Annotated in this window: 15 protein-coding genes; 6 read left to right on the top strand and 9 right to left on the bottom strand. The window is 43.1% G+C overall.

Translation table 11 applies throughout. The features are described 5' to 3' along the window. Positions 1 to 129: 129 nt before the first annotated feature. Both AC787_RS04795 and AC787_RS04790 read right to left on the bottom strand, forming a co-directional pair. Complete coding sequence (locus tag AC787_RS04795) at positions 130 to 1,884, bottom strand: sensor histidine kinase (RefSeq protein WP_235560903.1); 1,755 nt, start codon at positions 1,882 to 1,884, stop codon at positions 130 to 132. A gap of 125 nt (positions 1,885 to 2,009) precedes the next feature. Continuing rightward, positions 2,010 to 2,684, bottom strand: a complete 675-nt coding sequence (locus AC787_RS04790; RefSeq protein WP_054023734.1) for a tetratricopeptide repeat protein — start codon at positions 2,682 to 2,684, stop codon at positions 2,010 to 2,012. A 216-nt stretch (positions 2,685 to 2,900) separates the two neighbouring features. On the opposite strand from AC787_RS04790, the gene AC787_RS04785 reads away from it, so the two are divergent. The 6 genes from AC787_RS04785 to ptsP all read left to right on the top strand — a co-directional run bounded on the left by AC787_RS04785 (position 2,901) and on the right by ptsP (position 9,345). Continuing rightward, a complete protein-coding gene (locus tag AC787_RS04785) occupies positions 2,901 to 4,475 on the top strand; it encodes a catalase (protein ID WP_054023733.1) in 1,575 nt (524 codons plus the stop codon). 264 nt (positions 4,476 to 4,739) lie between these two features. Then, positions 4,740 to 5,300: a PRD domain-containing protein gene (locus AC787_RS04780; RefSeq protein ID WP_054023732.1), complete on the top strand. Its 561-nt coding sequence runs from the start codon at positions 4,740 to 4,742 to the stop codon at positions 5,298 to 5,300. 12 nt (positions 5,301 to 5,312) lie between these two features. Beyond that, positions 5,313 to 5,813, top strand: a complete 501-nt coding sequence (locus tag AC787_RS04775) for a PTS glucose transporter subunit IIA (RefSeq protein ID WP_054023731.1) — start codon at positions 5,313 to 5,315, stop codon at positions 5,811 to 5,813. 43 nt (positions 5,814 to 5,856) lie between these two features. Further along, the gene (nagE, locus tag AC787_RS04770; protein WP_054023730.1) at positions 5,857 to 7,308 is read left to right on the top strand and encodes an N-acetylglucosamine-specific PTS transporter subunit IIBC; all 1,452 of its coding nucleotides are present in this window, start codon (positions 5,857 to 5,859) and stop codon (positions 7,306 to 7,308) included. A gap of 27 nt (positions 7,309 to 7,335) precedes the next feature. Beyond that, on the top strand, positions 7,336 to 7,611 hold the full coding sequence (locus AC787_RS04765; RefSeq protein ID WP_054023729.1) for an HPr family phosphocarrier protein: 276 nt from the start codon (positions 7,336 to 7,338) through the stop codon (positions 7,609 to 7,611). A gap of 3 nt (positions 7,612 to 7,614) precedes the next feature. Beyond that, positions 7,615 to 9,345 (top strand): phosphoenolpyruvate--protein phosphotransferase, encoded by a 1,731-nt coding sequence (gene ptsP / locus AC787_RS04760; RefSeq protein ID WP_054023728.1) that lies wholly within the window; start codon positions 7,615 to 7,617, stop codon positions 9,343 to 9,345. A 52-nt stretch (positions 9,346 to 9,397) separates the two neighbouring features. Here the strand turns inward: ptsP and AC787_RS04755 are convergent, their stop codons facing one another. From AC787_RS04755 to AC787_RS04725, 7 genes are all read right to left on the bottom strand, one after another. Continuing rightward, on the bottom strand, positions 9,398 to 10,708 hold the full coding sequence (locus AC787_RS04755) for a GHKL domain-containing protein (RefSeq protein ID WP_054023727.1): 1,311 nt from the start codon (positions 10,706 to 10,708) through the stop codon (positions 9,398 to 9,400). Positions 10,709 to 10,773: 65 nt separating this feature from the next. After that, positions 10,774 to 12,363, bottom strand: coding sequence for a sensor domain-containing diguanylate cyclase (locus AC787_RS04750; RefSeq protein ID WP_054023726.1), 1,590 nt, complete (start codon positions 12,361 to 12,363; stop codon positions 10,774 to 10,776). Between the two features lie 177 nt (positions 12,364 to 12,540). Beyond that, on the bottom strand, positions 12,541 to 12,765 hold the full coding sequence (locus AC787_RS04745; RefSeq protein WP_006040330.1) for a helix-turn-helix domain-containing protein: 225 nt from the start codon (positions 12,763 to 12,765) through the stop codon (positions 12,541 to 12,543). A 125-nt stretch (positions 12,766 to 12,890) separates the two neighbouring features. Next, on the bottom strand, positions 12,891 to 13,568 hold the full coding sequence (locus tag AC787_RS04740) for a class D sortase (protein ID WP_054023725.1): 678 nt from the start codon (positions 13,566 to 13,568) through the stop codon (positions 12,891 to 12,893). A 15-nt stretch (positions 13,569 to 13,583) separates the two neighbouring features. Continuing rightward, a complete protein-coding gene (locus AC787_RS04735; RefSeq protein WP_063847577.1) occupies positions 13,584 to 14,030 on the bottom strand; it encodes a GtrA family protein in 447 nt (148 codons plus the stop codon). Continuing rightward, on the bottom strand, positions 14,023 to 15,024 hold the full coding sequence (locus tag AC787_RS04730; protein WP_054023723.1) for a glycosyltransferase family 2 protein: 1,002 nt from the start codon (positions 15,022 to 15,024) through the stop codon (positions 14,023 to 14,025). The genes AC787_RS04735 and AC787_RS04730 overlap by 8 nt, the downstream gene beginning before the upstream one ends. Positions 15,025 to 15,046: 22 nt before the next feature. After that, the gene (locus tag AC787_RS04725) at positions 15,047 to 18,853 is read right to left on the bottom strand and encodes a phospholipid carrier-dependent glycosyltransferase (protein WP_235560902.1); all 3,807 of its coding nucleotides are present in this window, start codon (positions 18,851 to 18,853) and stop codon (positions 15,047 to 15,049) included. Between the last annotated feature and the right edge of the window lie 31 nt (positions 18,854 to 18,884).

The following is an 18,884-nucleotide window of genomic DNA, read 5'->3' as shown; positions in this document are numbered from 1 at the left end:
TACCAAGCCAATAAGGCTGGTGCCATCATTTGACGGTAAAAGCTCGATTACGATCGCAATTGAAATAAAGAAAGACATAAAAAAAGCCCTACCGACGAAAAGCAGCGTTCGGCAAGGCGTCATTCCTTATTATAATGGCATTTTTACAGTAAATGTCAATTTCCCAGCTGGCTCCGCAGCCACGTAAACATCACCTTTGTATTGCTTTGCGATTGTTTTTACAATAGATAGCCCTAAACCTTGATGATCCTGCTGCTTAGTGGAAAAACCCGCTTCAAAAATAGGATTGGAAATCGCTTGTCCTGCATTTTCACAGGTATTCGCTACCGTAAATTCAAGCATATCTGCCGTCTGTTTGCCGATAAGCGTAACATGGCGTCGATCATCTGAGTATTTCATAACCTCATCAAAAGCATTATCGATCAAATTGCCAAGCATACGATTTACATCAAGAGTTCTAACGCCCATTTCCTGCATGTTCAACCCGGTAAAGGAGCAGCTGAATTGAATTTTGTTGCTCTCCGCTTGTGAAATTTTGGAACGAACCAAAGCCGCTATAGCCGGATTACCAATGTTGATAATATCGTTCATCATTCGAATATCGCCGGTCAGTTCCTTCGTATAAGCAACGAGCTCATGCGATTTGTTAAGCTCTGCTAGTGAATGAATGGTCTGTACATGATTCAAGAAATCATGCCTTTGTGCTCTAATGGAGTGGAACATTTGATTGATCTCGTCCACATAGGTTTCTTGTGTAACACGAACGACCTTATCACGAGAATGCCTGAAGTACCTCATCGCAAATACGGCCATCAGCAAGCTGAAAAAGGTAACGATTAGAATGATAATGCCTAAATTCAAAAATTGGGAGTCCAGCTTGTCTTGAATAATATGATAATCAGAAGTCATCATCAATACGTAGCTATTCATAGGCTGTCCGTCGCGATCAGTAATATTAATGCCATGCTCATTAACAAAAACCGGAATATACATTTTGAAAATTTCTTTGCCGCCGATATTTTCCCTTAAGGTGACAGCTTTCTTGGAGAAGTATGCTTTGTGAACCAACTTCGTATCCTGCTTTGATTTGATATCGTACGATCCGTAAAAGATCGGTTCCTGCACTTTATGGCCTTGAACCTCGCCCTGAGGATTTATTGTATTTTTCCCATCTGGAAACGTCTCGGGATTAATAAAAGCAATTTCGAGCAATGAATCGCTGTTTTGAATTGAATTCTCAATCATGCGATGAACACCTGTCGCATCCTCATACTTTTCTTGCCGTTCATAATCCACATAGGGATCGATAATATAATTTGTTGCTCCGTCGTAATAGTAGCCCCATTTATTAATCTTGTCTACATTGGTCGCGGATACCTCGTACGGTCCACTCCAGAAGTTCGGAAGGGATTGTCCAAGCCAGTTCACAGAAGCATTCTTGTTCTCGAATAACTGGTTGAACACTTCATACCATGGCTTCCATTCCTTTGTACTGATATTAGTCTGCTTTGCATTGGACGATTTGTATAAAACAATGTCATCAGGCAGTTTTCTGAGAAGCGTAATATGGCTTAGATCCAGCTTATCGCGAAGCTCCATCAGCTGCTCCGTCGTTACCTTCTCGACATCGGGATCAAGAGCATATTGAATCGCAATCGAAGCTGCGCGCAATTCACGTCCAATTTGATTCTGAAACTGTTCTGATCCTTCGCGAGATTGCTCGAGTGACATCTCCAGCCGTTTGGCATGCGTTAGGAGTTCTTCATTAAAGGAGTCTTCCAGTGTTTTTTTGGTAAGAAAATAATAAGCCGTGTTATTTATTAATACTAAAACGACGATAACACTAATCGCCACAAGCCAAATGTTGCGTTGCATCTCAAGCATCTTGCCCTTCTATTTATTATAGCTTCCATTATGTATCATCCGAATCTAAACAACAATATAACAATCACTAACAAATGATTACAAATACATGGATATTAATCAAATCACGCTTATTTCAATCTGGGCTAAACCGTCCATTTCTTAAAAAATAATCGTACGGCCCATTTGCGTTCCTGCCGCTTCTTATAACGTGGAAGCATGCGGTAAATACGAAGTCCTTCCTCGATAGACCGCTTGGCTGCATCTGCATTTCCCAGCTTCTTATATATCGTAGTAAGTTGATCATATGCCTCGCAAGATGAGGAATTTATCGATTGAAACGATTGTATGTACGAGAGTGCTTGCTCCGTGTGACCATTTGAGAAATGAGCTGCAAGGCACAAGTAAGGAGCGCCATATTTGACACGCGGATTAAGTTCCAGCCCTCTAAGTATGCTTGATACGCCGTTTATCTCATCCCCGCTATTTAAATAACTGGTCCCTAAGTCATCCCAGAATTCAGCTGATTCCTCAAGCATATGCTGCATTGGGACAAGCCAGGTCAAAGCATCTTTATACTTCTTTCTCTCCATTAAAAGACGGGCTAGTTCATGTTTGGAGGACACATCATTTGGCGAACGATCAATTTGCTGTTTCAATTTTTTTATTCTTGAAATTCGCTTTAGCGGTTTAAATAGGCTTGGCGTTAACCCAACAAATCGACGATCAAGCGCATATAGCAGGAGAATCATAACCAAAATAGCTATAAACGGGTTGCCAAACAACCAAAAGAAAAATATTAAAAGACTAAATTTTAACATATGATCCCCCTGCTCGATTTGTAAAAGAATATTAAATTCGCACGTAAACGCATCATTTAATGTACAAATATGGTTCTATCATACCATAATCTTCACGATTTTCGAGCAAAAAGCAGCATTTCGTCACTATATCTATTATATGAATAATAAAAACTTGTATGACTTAAACTACACACCAGAAATATCAATTTCAATAAATTGGAGGATGCAATCATCATGACGACTAATGAGACACCTGATCCGACATTAACCAATCGGCAAGGTCACCCCATCTCAGATAATCAAAATATTCGTACCATCGGCAATCGTGGTCCATCGACACTGGAGAACTACCATTTTATCGAGAAGATTTCACATTTTGACAGAGAACGTATACCAGAACGTGTAGTTCATGGCCGCGGCGCAGGTGCTCACGGTTATTTCGAGGCATACGGCAAGCTTGGCGACGAGCCTATTGCAAAGTATACGAGAGCCAAGCTATTTCAGGAGCCCGGCAAGCGTACACCCGTATTCGTCCGTTTTTCCAGCGTTATTCACGGAAGCCATTCACCAGAAACACTACGAGATCCACGCGGATTCGCAACGAAGTTCTATACAGAAGATGGAAACTGGGATCTTGTCGGCAACAATTTGAAAATATTTTTCATTCGGGACGCTATGAAGTTTCCTGATATGGTCCACGCGTTCAAGCCCGATCCCGTCACAAATGTACAAAGTATGGAGCGATTTTTTGATTTTGTTTCACAATCGCCTGAAGCTACTCATATGATTACATTTTTGTTCTCTCCTTGGGGAATTCCTGCAAATTACAGACAAATGCAGGGCTCCGGAGTCAATACATACAAATGGATTAATGCCGCAGGAGAAGGTGTACTCGTTAAATATCATTGGGAGCCGCTACAAGGCATTCGCAACCTCACACAAAGTGAAGCAGAGCAAATCCAAGGCAAAAACTTCAATCATGGAACCCAGGATTTGTATGAAGCAATCGAGCGCGGCGAGTTTCCAGCATGGGAACTACAAGTACAGTGGATGACTGATGACGAGCACGAAGAACTCGATTTCGACCCGCTAGACGATACTAAGCTATGGGATCCTGATTTATTCCCGATGCTGCCGGTTGGGAAGATGGTTTTGAACAAAAACCCGGAAAATTACTTTGCAGAAGTTGAACAAGCAGCATTCGGAACTGGCGTATTAGTCGATGGTCTTGATTTTTCAGACGATAAAATGCTGCAGGGGCGCACCTTTTCCTATTCAGATACACAGCGTTACCGCGTCGGATCCAACTACCTCCAATTGCCGATCAACGCGCCGAAGAAAAGAGTTGCCACCAATCAGCGTGACGGTCAAATGGCTTTTTATATCGATATTGCCCCAGGCCAAAACCCGCATGTCAATTATGAACCGTCTACAATGGGTGGATTAACGGAAGCACCAAGATCGGGAGAGCCGCATGAGCCTTCCTATTCCGCAAAACTAGTAAAACAACCCATTGACCGCCAAAACAATTTCAAGCAAGCCGGAGAAACCTATCGAAAATTCGAAGACTGGGAGCAAGGCGAGCTCATCGATAACTTGGTAGATGCACTCAGCACATGCAGCACTGTTATTCGTGATCAAATGATTCACCATTTTACAGAAGCTGACCCCGATTATGGCAAACGTGTGAAAGAGGGACTGAAGAAAGCAGAGCAGCTTGGCAATAGCACTAAACATGTAGGCACAACGCCGGCAAACGAAGGAATGGAGCTATCTGAGGAGCTTGGTCACTCCACTGACGGCTATTGAAAATGATGAAAGTGATATTTTTCAAGTGAATACCCTCTTGACGAAAGCGTTTTACATTCTTATGATGTTAATATTCAAATGAATGGTGTTTAACATCATTTTATCGATTTAATCAATCAATCATATGTTATTGGCGTGTTACTCACCAAATGAGGCATGAGCCAAGAAAAGACAACCTTCTAATTCCTTATTAGAGCGGTTTTCTTTTCTTGGCTCTTTTTTTTGCCAGATGGGCACCTTAATGACAAAGGAGGGATTTCAAGTATGGCTCGCACATTTCGGGTTGAACGCGTAATCGGCAACAATGTGTTATTAACAATCGATGTGCAAACAGAGAAAGAATACGTCATTTTTGGCAAAGGGCTAGGTTTCTCGCTTAAAGCCGGACAGATCATTGATCGTACTGACAACCGCATCGAAAAGCGATTTCGTTTAGACGATTCCGAACAAATGAAGAAATACCACACGTATCTTGAAGAAATTGATCCAACCATCATTGATATGACCGAGCGGATAGCCGATTACATCAAGCAGAAAACAGGCGTTGATGTGAACCCGAAACTGTATTTCACTTTGCCGAGCCACATCCAATTTGCCGTTTATCGACTCCATAATGGCATGGATATTGTTAATCCCTTTCTAAACGAGACCAAACAGAGCTTTCCATTAGAGTTCGAAATTGCTGCCAAATTGGCTGAGTGGATCAGCGAGCAATTCCACGTTGGCATCCCGGAAGAAGAAATAGGATTTTTATCATTTCATGTTTATTCTGGAATTCACAATGTACCCGTAGGGCAACTTATTAAACAAGCAGACCAACATTAGGAGGACATTATTATGTTATCTAAACTATTTGGAAAGTCGAAACAAAAAACGATTGAAGTATCTGCCCCCTTATCAGGAAAAGTAGTACCGTTAACCGCAGTTCCAGATGAAGCTTTTGCAGGCAAACATATGGGTGACGGACTTGCGATCGAGCCGTCCGAGGACAAAATAATCGCACCGTTCGATGGCACCGTATCCCATCTCATTCATACCAATCATGCCATTATAATCGAGCATGCATCAGGCTTGCAGCTGCTCATTCATATCGGAATCAATACAGTTGCACTAAATGGAGATGGCTTTCATGCCCATGTCGCCTCAGGTGACATCTTTCAAGCCGGTGATTCACTCATCACATTTGATCGAGCCAAAATCGAAGCGGCAGGCTATTCCGCTGTTACACCCATTGTTGTTGCAAACGAGGATGATGTGAAGCAGTTGGAGCATTTGATCACTAGCGGCACTGTCTCAGCTGGTAAAGAGCTTCTGTTTAAGGGAACAATGAACGGCTAAAGAAGTACCCCTACACTTGGATAAGAAAAGAGGACGAATAAATATGCTAGCCTTCCTACAAAAAATAGGTAAAGCATTAATGCTTCCGGTCGCCGCTCTCCCAGCAGCCTCCATCCTGCTTCGCTTTGGTAATATCGACTATGTGAAGGACTTCCATATGGGAAGCGCAGGAGAGTTTATTAATCAATACATCGCACCGTTTCTTGCTGCTGGCGGAGCTGCTATATTCGATAACTTACCGCTTATTTTTGCCGTCGGTGTAGCTATCGGACTTGCTGGAGATGCGGTTGCCGCATTGGCTGCCGTTATCGCTTATCAAGTACTTGTGACCGTTCAAATTAAAGTTCCGCTTGTCTTTAGCAACATTGTTGGAGAAGATGTTGTGCTCAACATGGGCGTACTCGGCGGTATTATTGCTGGTTTAATTTCGGCATATTTATATAAACGATTCCATACGATTAAGCTTCCCGACTGGCTTGGTTTCTTCAGCGGCAAGCGGTTTGTCCCTATCATAACCTCACTCGTTATGGTTATAGTCGCCTTATTGCTCGGACTTGTATGGGGACCTGTTCAAATGGCACTGGACACTTTTGGCCGCTGGGTAGTCGGCTTTGGCGGAATCGGCTCCTTTGTTTTTCTAACGGCGAACCGACTGCTTATTCCTACCGGCTTGCACCATGTCATCAATTCTATAGCTTGGTTCCAAATTGGTGATTTTACAGATGCAACAGGCAAAGTTGTACACGGAGATTTGACTCGCTTTTTCGCTGGAGACAAAACAGCAGGCATGTTCATGACTGGTTTTTTCCCGATTATGATGTTTGCATTGCCAGCAGGCGCGCTTGCGATCATTCACACAGCCCGCAAAGAGAAGCGAAAACTGGTCGCTTCCATCTTTATTGGTACTGCTTTCGCTTCCTTCCTTACAGGCATTACGGAACCGCTTGAGTTTGCTTTTATGTTCGCGGCACCGTTTCTCTTTGTCATTCATGCAGTCTTGACCGGCTTATCTGGCTTCATCCTCTACCAATTGGAGGTTAAGCATGGGTTTGGCTTCTCAGCAGGCTTTATCGATTACGCGGTCAATTATCAGCTCGCGACGAATCCGCTGCTTATCATTCCAGTGGGTCTTGCGTTTGCTGTCGTGTATTATTTCTTATTTCGCTTTATCATTGTCAAATTCAATATTAAGACGCCAGGTCGTGAAGATGATACTGTCGACAACGAAACCGATGACAAAGAAAAGACAGCAGCCAAATCCGGCAGCAAAGCAGAAAACGTGCTGCATGCTCTTGGCGGATCTTCAAATATCGTAGGTCTAGATGCTTGTATCACTCGGCTGCGCTTAGTCGTTAAAGATGAATCTGTAGTCAATGACACACAACTAAAAGGCATGGGAGCTGCAGGAATTATCCGTTTGGGCAAAGGCGCTGTTCAAGTTATCTTTGGCACGCAATCCGAGCAGCTTAAAGACGAAATCAAAAAAATAATGTAACACTAAACATAATAGGAGTGAAAACCGATGAAAAACAGCTTTGTGATCCAAAATCCATTCGGCATTCATGCAAGACCAGCACGTAAAATTGTTGAGGCAGCAAAAACATTTACGGGCGCTGTTACATTAGAGAAGGATGGAAAAAGCTTCAATGCAAAAAGCCTTGTTCATGTCATTTCCGTTGGAGCAAAACTTGGAGACAGCATTACGGTCTCTGCAGAGGGTGATGATGCAGAGAATGTTGTAGCCGCTATCGGAGAAATTCTCGTCTCGGTTGAAGCGCATGCAGAAAAGGGGCAATAAAAGATGAGGCTCCAAGGAATTGCTGCATCGCCCGGGTATGCGATCGGTGTAGCTAAAGTATCGTCTTCAAAACCTATCCAAATTGAGAAGGTTCACCTAGAAGACAAGCATCTAGATCATGAAATTAAGCGTTTTGAAGCTGCAATTGCTTCAACTCATGTAGAGCTTGAAGCCATCCATGCAAAGCTGGTCGCTCAGAACAAAGAACATGAGGCTGAAATATTTGAAGCACATCTGATGCTGCTTGAGGATGAAGAGCTCATTGACCGCTCGAAAGAGATCGTCAGATCTGAACGGATTAATGTTGAATATGCCTTTTTTAACACCTCTGAAGAGATCGCGGAAATGATTGGCGGATTGGATGATCCCTACTTGAAGGAAAGAGCAGCAGATATACGTGATGTAAGTCGTCGTGTATTGAACAAACTGCAAGGGATTTCATCTGCAGCCTTGGATGACGAATCAGGACCTATCATTCTGTTTGCTGAAGATTTAACACCATCGGATACAGCTCAGCTCGATCCAAGCAAAGTGATTGGCTTCGCAACGCAAGCAGGCGGACGCACTTCCCACTCTGCCATCATTGCAAGGTCTATTGGCATTCCTGCTATTGTCGGAATCGGCAGCTCGATGGAGCAGGCTGTGAAGAACGGCCAATCGGTTATCATTGACGGTACAGATGGCCATATCTACCTGGACCCCGATAGTGATACGCTAGCTCGATATACACAATTGCATCAGCAACAGATTGAAAGCAAGCAATTTTATCAAACCTATTTGAATCAGAATTCCGTAAGCAGCGATGGCGTACAGGTAGAACTCGTAGCTAACATTGGCTTAGTCAAAGATGCAGAAATTGCATCAGCGGCTGGCGCTGAAGGTATCGGATTATTCCGTACTGAGTTTTTATATATGGATGCAGCAGAGCTTCCTTCTGAGGATATACAGTTTGAAGCTTATCGCAAAGCGGCGGAAGCCTTCGGCAGCGATGCACCTATCGTCATCCGAACGATAGATATCGGCGGAGATAAGGAAATTCCTTACCTCAATCTGCCGAAGGAGGACAACCCTTTCCTTGGCTACCGTGCTATCCGAATCTGTTTGGATCGACCGGAAATGTTCAAGACACAGCTGCGCGCGATTTTGCGGGCCAGCGCTTTCGGTAATTTAAAAATCATGTTCCCGATGATTGCTACGCTGGGCGAATGGCGCCTTGCAAAAGCAATGCTCGAGGAAACAAAGCAGGAGCTAACCGAAGCAGGTATCTCCTATAACTCCGCCATTGAAGCAGGCATCATGATCGAAATACCGGCGGCGGCTCTGTTAGCGGATTTATTCGCCAAGGAAGTTGATTTCTTCAGTATCGGAACAAATGATTTAGTTCAATATACGTTTGCAGCAGATCGTATGAATCCTAAGCTCTCCTATTTGAACGATCCGCTCCATCCAGCCATTTTACTGCTGATTGATCGTGTGATTAAGGCCGCTCATGCTCATGGCAAGTGGGCAGGTATGTGTGGCGAAATGGCAGGGTCGAAGCACGCTCTTCCCATTTTGCTTGGCCTGGGGCTTGATGAATTCAGCATGAGCGCTAGTGCGATTTTACCTGCTCGCGCCTTGCTGGCAAATCTATCTCAGCAGGATATGAAGCAGGTGGCGCAAGCCGTTCTAGAACTGAGCTCAGCTGAAGAGGTTAGAGCCTATGTGGAACAGCATGTCCCTGCAGTAAAATAAAATAATAGAAGGCTGTACTGCATATCACTATGCGGTACAGCCTTCTATTATTTTAGATACGAATCCGAATAAGGACCTTGCCTTCCTCATATTGAAATTGAAGCTCGCCCTTATATTTCTCCACCGTTCTCCTTACAATTGCGAGACCGTTTCCTCGTAAGTCTGAACCCTCAGCTTTCGTAGTATAACCATACTGAAAGAAGTTCCTCTGTTCTTCATTCGTAAGCACAGCTGGATTCTCGATTGTAAATATATATTTCTCATTTTCCACTTTACATTGAACCTGAATTTCTTGCGTTAGATAAACTGAATGAGGTTCCACTGCTTCAATCGCATTGTCCAGCAGATTAGATAATAATTTAACTAAATCCATCGACTCTATTTTATCAAATGGATCATAATCTGTTTCAAAGTTGATTTGTATATTTTTCGAATGAGCCCGTTCTCTCTTGCTCTGGAACAGCACCATTAAGATCGGGTTTTTTATATTCAGTGATAAATTTAACGTTTTGGATTCCTCGGTCAGTTGTTTCAAATAATCATGTGCTTTATCATACCTTCGGATGTCCATTAATCCATTCAAAACCTGAAGATGATTCATAAGATCATGCCTGCTTGATTTGATGGTGTCTACGATTTTGCCTAGCTCGGAAATGTACATTTTTTCTGATTCCTGCATATCCTGTCTGAGACGAGCTTTGTACCATTTGTTCAACACATAGACACCTGCGAGCAGCACTAAAGCGAACAATACATCCACGCCGAAAATAAACATATTATTTTTGACAACATACTTGCTTACATAACCTAAATCCTTCGCTGCGATGTCAATCCCCACAACACCAAGCACAGTACCATCTTCATCAAAGAAAGGAACTCCCACGGACATATAAGATTCGCTTAGCTTATCGTGTAAAACTCCAGTGAAATAGTTTACCCCATTTTTGGCCATATTTACTTGATCAGTAGGAACTGTACAGGGAAAACCAATCGGTACATCTATTGTACTAGGTGAAAATGCTGTAACCATCACTTTGGATACGTCGCTTTCATCTAACAGCAAAATGTAAATATAGAGCGCATTTACACGTTTCCGATACTCATCCAAATATTGCTTTACATTTTTACGATGTTCATCATCCGTTTTGGTCAAAAGAAACTGCTTATAAACTGATTTATCCAAGCCATCTGCAATTTCCGTTGCGATTTCTGTATACTGCTTCGCCAGCGTCATCTCTGCTGATTTAGTCGTATAATGGTATGTTGAAAATAGTTTAATGCCGATAAGCACACTTAATATTGCAATGGATAAAACGATAAAATAGATCATTCTTTTTTTTGTATACACGATGTCTGGTTTCATTTACTTAATCCTTTTCATTACAACTATAATTGATTATAATCGGAAATTTATGAGGCAGTATGCTACTACTCAGCCATCACTGTTTGATTTCTTCCGGCATGCTTGGCTTTGTAAAGCGCTTGATCTGCAAGTGAAAATAATTCATCAGCCGTATGTGCCTGAGATGGGAACTGAGCTACTCCAAGTGAAACGGTAACGATCTGCTTGAGATGATTCTCACTGTTCTCTATCGTCGTGCGGATTCTCTCAGCGACTTCAAAGGCAGCACTTGGAGTGGCATGCGGCAAGAGAACAACAAACTCTTCCCCTCCATAGCGGCTGCAAATATCATCCGGTTTTACAGATAACTTAATTATTTTAGCCAAATGCTGAAGCACTCTGTCTCCTTCTTGATGCCCGTATGTATCATTGATAGATTTGAATCGATCAATATCCAGCACAACGATGGAATAGGGCTTCTGCTCCTCTACCCACTTCATCATAATCGTCTCTAACGTTCTTCTATTGTTTAATCCAGTCAAAACATCGGTCATCGCCGCTTGTGTCAATTGATCGGTTTGTTTCTTAATGCCATTCATCGCAAGAATAACCGTTTTGGTCAATAAATCGGCTTCTCTGTTCCAATGATGTTTCATCGCAGGTATTGGAACTTCTACTTTCCCCATTTTACTAACGATGTTGGCAAGCGTTACAAATGGTTTAGCTAATCGGCGGGCAAACCAAGTCGTCACGAGCATCAAAATAAAAAATGGTATCAGGGTGTATAGCAGGATCGCTTGAATATGATTATTCAATTGCTCCTTGACGATACTTATTGGAGAAAGCACAACGACCCCCCATTGATTCTCTGGAACGTAGGCGTATCCGGCAAGCAATCTCACACCATCTGCATCTACAGTGAGCTCTTGTCCACTCTTCCCATTAACCAGCTTCTGAACGATCGGATTAGAGGTAACATCCATCCCAATTTGGTCTGTATCAGGATCGTACATCAGGTGACCATCTGAACCCACAACATAAAAGTAGGAGCCATTATCATCAAGGTTTTCATTACCGAATATCATATTCAGAACGTTATTTTGTTGTAAATAGATGCTCCCACCGATAAAGCCACGATAAACGCCTTCTTGATCAAATAATGGCTCACTTATAAATACGATGAGGTGTTTCGTAGTTGCGCTCCTATAGGGCTTAGATAGATATGGCTTTCGCATAGCCAATGCTTCCTTCGCTGCCTCTGTTTTAATAGGCTCTCCAACCTTGCCGATAGACGACGGGGAAAGAGTACGCATTAACCCCTTCTCATCTACTACGGCAATGGAATTGAAATAGTTGCTACTATTGCGAATTAACTCAAGATACTTTTCAGAATCTTCAAGCTCCATCTCACGATTTAAAGAATAGAAGTTAGCAGCGTTATTAAGACTGCTTCGCATCGATTCAAATAAGGAACCCATCGTTATACTCATTTTTGATGCGGTCGAAAGATTTAAAGTAAGTGTTGTTTCATACAACGCTTGTTTCTTGGATTGGTAGGATGCGAAAAGCGAAATGGTTAACATAAGAAAGACCGAAATGGAGACCAAACCTATCAATAGCGTTGTCAGGCTCACTTTTTTCTTTTGGATAGGTTTCGTCATAAGTACCTGTATCATATCTTTACCTTCTTTAAACGATGATACTACTAATTATTCGACGAGATTCGACAAATACCTCTTTCATTTTTGGTTTATTTTCCATAATTAGATAGTCAATTTCAATAGTTGTTTTTATTTGTACAAAAAAATAAGACAGCACTCTTTGCCACAGTGCCGTCCGATTAGGTTACTATGTTAGATTTGTAATTCACCAAGCTTGATTAGCTCGACAACCGCTTGTGAACGACCTTTTACGTTCAGCTTCTGCATGACATTAGAAATATGGTTGCGGACGGTCTTCTCACTGATGAAAAGTTGTTGTGCAATATCTCTTGTTGTCTTATCCTGTACTAACAGCTCGAATACCTCGCGTTCACGATGCGTCAATAAAAACTTGCTCTTATGGTCGCTGCCCTTCAATGTTTGTCACCCCTCCTTGCGCGGGTTTTTATGGTTTAACAAGGTTAAGGGATACAGTCAACTTATACTATGAAGGGGCGATACCATTGGTGCTGTTATGAAGGGGAAATGGGCTCTATTGCTAATTATATCTTCGCATGAATGATTAGCCGGTGCGTGGGGTTAACAATGGGATCACAGGTGATCAACGTCAGAAGCTTATCCTTATTATTGTAATTTAAGACAGATACGTCTGTTGGCTCCACAATGGATACTTTATATACGGTGTATGTAAAAGTTTCATCTTTTGTATCCACGACGATTTTATCTCCGACCTCGACTTCTCCAAGCCGATTAAACAGCCTTCCCTTGGAGCGCATCCGGTGACCAGCTATCGCTGCGTTGCCGACTTGACCGATTGCCGTAGTTTCCTTCAAGTGAGCTGTAGCCGATTTCAAATTCTTCTGGGTTGCACCCTCAACCACAGGCAGCTTGAGCTTTATTTTATCTATCTTGATCGTTGCAATCGGTGCGATCTTCTGTGCTTTTGGAGCCTCTGTAGGGGTAGGTACCGGTGTAGTTGCAGTTGCTTCCGTAGGTGATCGAATCGGCGTCTCAGTCGCTACCGATTCCTCGTTGAACAGGTCTGTCAATTGTTCATATTGCTGCTGCGCTTGCTGCTCTGCGCTTACATCAAAGCTTGCCTCGTCCCAGCTCGCCATCAGCTTATCTTGCTGACGGTTCTCATACCATTCATTCGCTTTCGGATACAGCAGTATGAGAATACCTACGACAACCAATGCATAAGAAAATACTCTTTTCATTTTCCCCACCTTCCGCTAGCTGCTCTCAGTCTGTGGTCCTTTCGCCGCAAAAACCCATTTTTTACTCCCGTAAAAGTTAAGGACAACCGTTACCACCGTTACAATAAGCTTCGATACAACCTCGTTCAATCCCCACCACTCGTTAAAGGCCATCAGCAGCAGTAAAGTAACCCCGAGTAACATACCGTTCCATACGATGAATCGCATACTCCTATTCAGCTGCTGCGGTCTTGGAGCCTCATTTTCCTTCTTACCAAAAGTATATCGGCTATTTAGCACAAAGCTATTAATCATGCCTGCACCGTAAGCGATCACCTGTGCAAGTAAATAATACGCGCCAAACCAAATGAGGATGGTGAACATAAGAAAATCGATGAACGTATTAAGCAGTCCCACTATATTGAACATTATAAATTGTGCGATGGACCCTTTAGATGCTTGGTTAGATACTGCTTTAGACATATTTTTTAACCCGATCAACATCAGCAGCATCCACGGATTGGTTGTCTTCTTTCACTGGGAAGCCTTGAGCCTCGCGTACGATATATAAGGGGCGATTTTTGGATTCATCATAAATCCGGCCAATATATTCACCGATAATGCCTAGGAGCATCAATATAATTCCGTTAAATAAAAGGTTTACTGCCACAATGGAAGCCCAGCCGGCAATCGTAGTGCCCGTAAACAGCTTCTGGAATATAACGACTAACAAATACAAAAAGCTCGAAATAGATAAAGTGAAGCCAATATAGGTGGCAATTTTCAATGGCTTGTAGGAGAACGAGGTTATCCCGTCTAGCGCAAAAGCAATCATTTTCTTAAGCGGATATTTCGTCTCACCTGCAAAACGCTCTTCCCGCTCGTATTCGACCATCGTCTGATTAAAGCCGATCCAGCTAACCAAGCCGCGCACGAAGCGATTTTTTTCCTTCAAACCTCGCAGCACGTCACATACCTTGCGGTCAATTAAACGGAAATCCCCCGTATCGACGGGGATATCCACGTTCGTTAGGCTTCGCAGCGTGCGATAAAAGAGCTTCGCGGTCATTTTTTTGAACATCGTCTCGCCTTTGCGCTTTAGACGTTTGCCATAAACGACCTCAAAGCCCTCCTTCCACTTCGCGATCATATCGATAATGACCTCCGGTGGGTCTTGAAGATCCGCATCAATGACGACAATCGCATCACCCTGCGCATAGTCCATTCCGGCTGAAATCGCGATTTGATGCCCAAAATTACGTGAGAAATTAATCAAGCGGACATTTGGATCGAAATCGCAGATCATGGAAACTAATTCGACCGTACGATCTTTACTTCCATCATTGACGAAAATAAGCTCATAAGGTTCGTTCGTGTTGTCCATGACCAGCTTCAGCCGCTCATACGTATGCTCGATAACTTCTTCTTCGTTGTACATAGGAACGATAACACTGTATTTTACAGCCGATAGTTTCATCCAGATACCCCTTTCTTATATTTTAAAATAACCAGCTTGGGAACCAGCGCAGCACATGCTCTACATACCAGCTTTTCACGGTCATACCGGATAATGCAGGATAGTACATCACAAATAACAAAATCGCAACGGCCACAAAAACATTTCGAACCCGCTTAAAGTTCGGACGTTTCTCTTCGATTATCTTAAACATATAGACCAAGCTCAGAATGATGAACGGCACCATCGCAAAATAGTGATAAAGGAACGTAAGCCGTGTTACAAGCATCCAAGGCACATATTGTGCCAGGAAAGCGATCCATATCGTATACATCGCTTTGTCTCTTCGTTTGATACTAATCCATATCGTCGCTGCCATTGCAAAAATGCCTGCCCACCAAATGAGTGGATTGCCCATCGCTACAATAGTCGATTTCAAGCCAGCAGCCATATTGTCGCCTGAATAATACCATACCGGCCTCTTCATGAATGGCCACTCCCACCAAGAGGATGAGAAAGGATGCGTCGATACGAGCTTGCTATGATAGCTGAACATATGCTTCTGATAATCAACAAGACTTTTTAAGGTATACCCTTCATCCATTACAGTCAGCACCGGAATGTAGGATAACGCATAAATCGTCAGCGGAATAACGATATAAAAGACGAGACAAACCGCTAGCGTTATGATCGTATAACGAGGGAATACTTTTATAATATGCTGCAACTTGTCTTGACTAAAAACAGCCTCTTTCTTACTCTCTTTCAGAACACGTTTGGCAGCTGCATACTCCTTATAGCGATCAAATAAAGATAACCCGAGCATAATAGCTAAGCCTGCGCCCCCATAGAGCACGATCCACTTCGAAGCAACACCGATTCCAAAAAACAAACCGGCTAAAAACAACGGCAGCAGAGTAACACTCAGTTTAACCCGATAGAAGCTTAACGAATAATATTTGTGCATGAAATAAAACATCAGCATAATGAAGAACACGCCGTAAACATCAATCGTCGCAATTCTAGTCTGCGTAAAATGCATAAAATCGGCTGCTAACAATGCAGTGGCCACTCCAGCATAACTACTTGTTTTGAACAGCCTCCTCGCGAATACATACATTAACGGCAGCATCGCAATTCCAAACACCGTGCCAGCAATGCGCCAGCCAAACGGATGAAGTCCAAACAGCTTTATGCCTAGTGCGATAATGATTTTGCCAAGCGGCGGATGTGTATTCTCGTAAGCTACAATATGCTCTAAGTGCTCATAAGCAGTACGGGCGTGATAAATTTCATCGAAATAAGATCCGTTCATATAAGTTGCTTCATACTTCGCGCGCTGCTGTTCGTCAAAGAGCAATGATACGCTGCCTCTTTTGGCATCCTTCGCTTGCTCATCATTTATTCCGACGATGGATAACGGTATTTTGTTGCCTTGCTCGTAAATCGCCATCTCATGCATAGAGAAGCCCGTTTGATCCGTGGTAAGCTTCACATACCGAGCTGCAAGCGCCGCTGGCTGACTGTTCCAAGTAAATACAGCAACGTGGCTGCTGTCGATTTCCATTACATTATCCCAATCGACTCCATTTTGACTAAATTCATATTTGTATTTCCCTGTTCCAACTCCGCCAAAGCTGTTGATGCGATCAAGCTGCTTGACCTCTCCCAAATCAACGTAAAAGCTTTGTCCAACCGTCGAAGGCTGCCATGCTGTTACCGGCCCCTTCATCTCGCCTAGCTGGAATAGCGCGACGACCGCATAAATAAGCGTGATCGCCCCCATCCATATCCAATCCTTGCGCGCGAATCGAGCTTTCTCTTGCTTCACTCTTGAAACTGATTCCACTTTGAATGCTGTCAGCGTCTTATAATCCGACTGTTTGCGTTCATCCTCCAGCAATGGTTGGATAAGCTTCAATCTCCCGCGTGCATAATTATCATATCCGATATAAAGCAAGTAAAGCATCAGTCCAACATTTGCTAGTGAGCACAATAGGACAATCCCACTAAAAGGAACGTTCGTGCTCACCTTACTGTAGTCAAGCACATAAGTTATATTGATAAAGCTCGTCAGACTGAATCCGAAATAAACCATTAGCATCCTACGATCGAGCGATTGTATAAAGGCAAAGACTCCTAGCAGCAATACAGGAAACAGATAGCGTTCATGCATCTTCGTTACACCCATAAATACGACAACAATAAGCACCATCGCGATATAATAAGAACGCTTCGACGATTCATCGTTACGTTTTAGCAGTGCAAAAAAAGCGGCTATCGCAACGGCTGCTAAAATGAAGATCGTCCCCCAGGTTTGGAACGAAAACAGCAGCCACGTATCCGTAATCGGCTTCCAATTTGCATCGCTTAACGCATAGAAGTTAAAAGCGTTCAGCGTCGCATACGGATAAGAGGATAAAGTGCCTGAGTACAACTTAATAAGACCCGAAAGCCCGCTGTTGCCCCAAAAGAACGGAAGAGCTAACAATATAAATGTAGTAAAGCCGTAAAACGCGCTGACCGGAATCTTTTTCCAATCCTTGCGATAAACGAACCACAACAGCAGCACAGGCATAAAAATGAACGCTTGCGGCTTAATAAGCGCAGCAATAGCAAACAAAACAGAAGCGCGCTCGATTTTATTTTCGACCAGCCCTTGAATAGACAGTACAAGCACCAGTGCAAATATCGAATCCACTTGCCCCCATGCGGCAGAATCTACAATAATTGCAGGATTGAACAAGAATAGCATTGCAAGTCCTAACGAAACCGAATAACCTGCTTTCTTCTTGCCTGTCTGAAAAATGAAATACGCGGCAGCCAAATCGGCTAAAATCGCCGGGAGCTTAAATAGAAGCATGGCCGCATTTGAGGCTGAATCAAGCGACAGCATATCTTTTATCAAGCCTAATACATACAGAATATAAATATAACCGGGAGGGTAATCTACAAACATTCCCGAATGGTAAAATCCAGAAAGCCCCTGCTTCGCGGCATGGTCAGCCCAAGCCATAAACAAAGCAATATCATTCGCATAACCACTGCTTGAAACAGCTATCCAAAGACGCAGAATCAAAGCCCCGAGGAACACGAATACAAGAATGGTTTTATGTAAATGTTGTTTCTCGTCAAGCCAGCTTCTCTCACGAAGCAGCTTTTTATAGATGATGGCAAAAAATAAACTGAACAGCGCTCCAAACAAAATCAGAGGAAGGACAGAGCCGCCCGAAGCCGAGGCTTCCGTGCCTTGGCTTGTCTCCGTAGGCACCAAGCTAAACACCTCTGCACCTGAAGGAGCTTTCGATACCTTCTCTACACTGACGTCATCAAAAAACGCTTTCCCGGTATTAATGCTTCCGTAACCGCCTAGACTAGCGCCGAATGTAATACTCTTCTGCTCCTTGCCCGTCTTCGCGTAAAAATGAACGTAAGCCCACTTTCCATTTGTATCCTTCACTTCAGGATAAGTTACAGCTACGCCGTCAACGAAAAAATGGGCTCCTGTTGCATCCAAACCGATTTGCTCCGTCTTCACATATCCGGCAAATTTATAGGTCGTTTTCGGTTTAACTTTTATCGTTTGTGTCCAACGTGAATGGTTGGCTTCCTTATTCTCAAGCACGACCGAATATTTTCCTGTATGGGTCTCTACATCGCTGATCGTATAAGATGTGATCTGCTCTTCCTTTAAATAGGCATCATGGCCCCAATCATTGGGTATGACGTCCGTTACGTTCTCAAAGCTAGCATTTTTCAATAGATTATTCGCAGCTTGTCCGATTGCGGCAGGCCATAGAAAAGTTAAGAGTAGGATGGTAATTACAGTGCGAATGGACATTTTCATCATCGTTCCAGTTTCCACCTCATATCGGCATTAG

It is taken from the genome of Bacillus sp. FJAT-28004 (assembly GCF_001280845.1).
Classification (GTDB): Bacteria; Bacillota; Bacilli; order Paenibacillales; family Paenibacillaceae; genus Pristimantibacillus.
The sequence above is the reverse complement of the archived record's forward strand: the minus strand, read 5'-3'. Positions and strand labels throughout refer to the sequence as shown.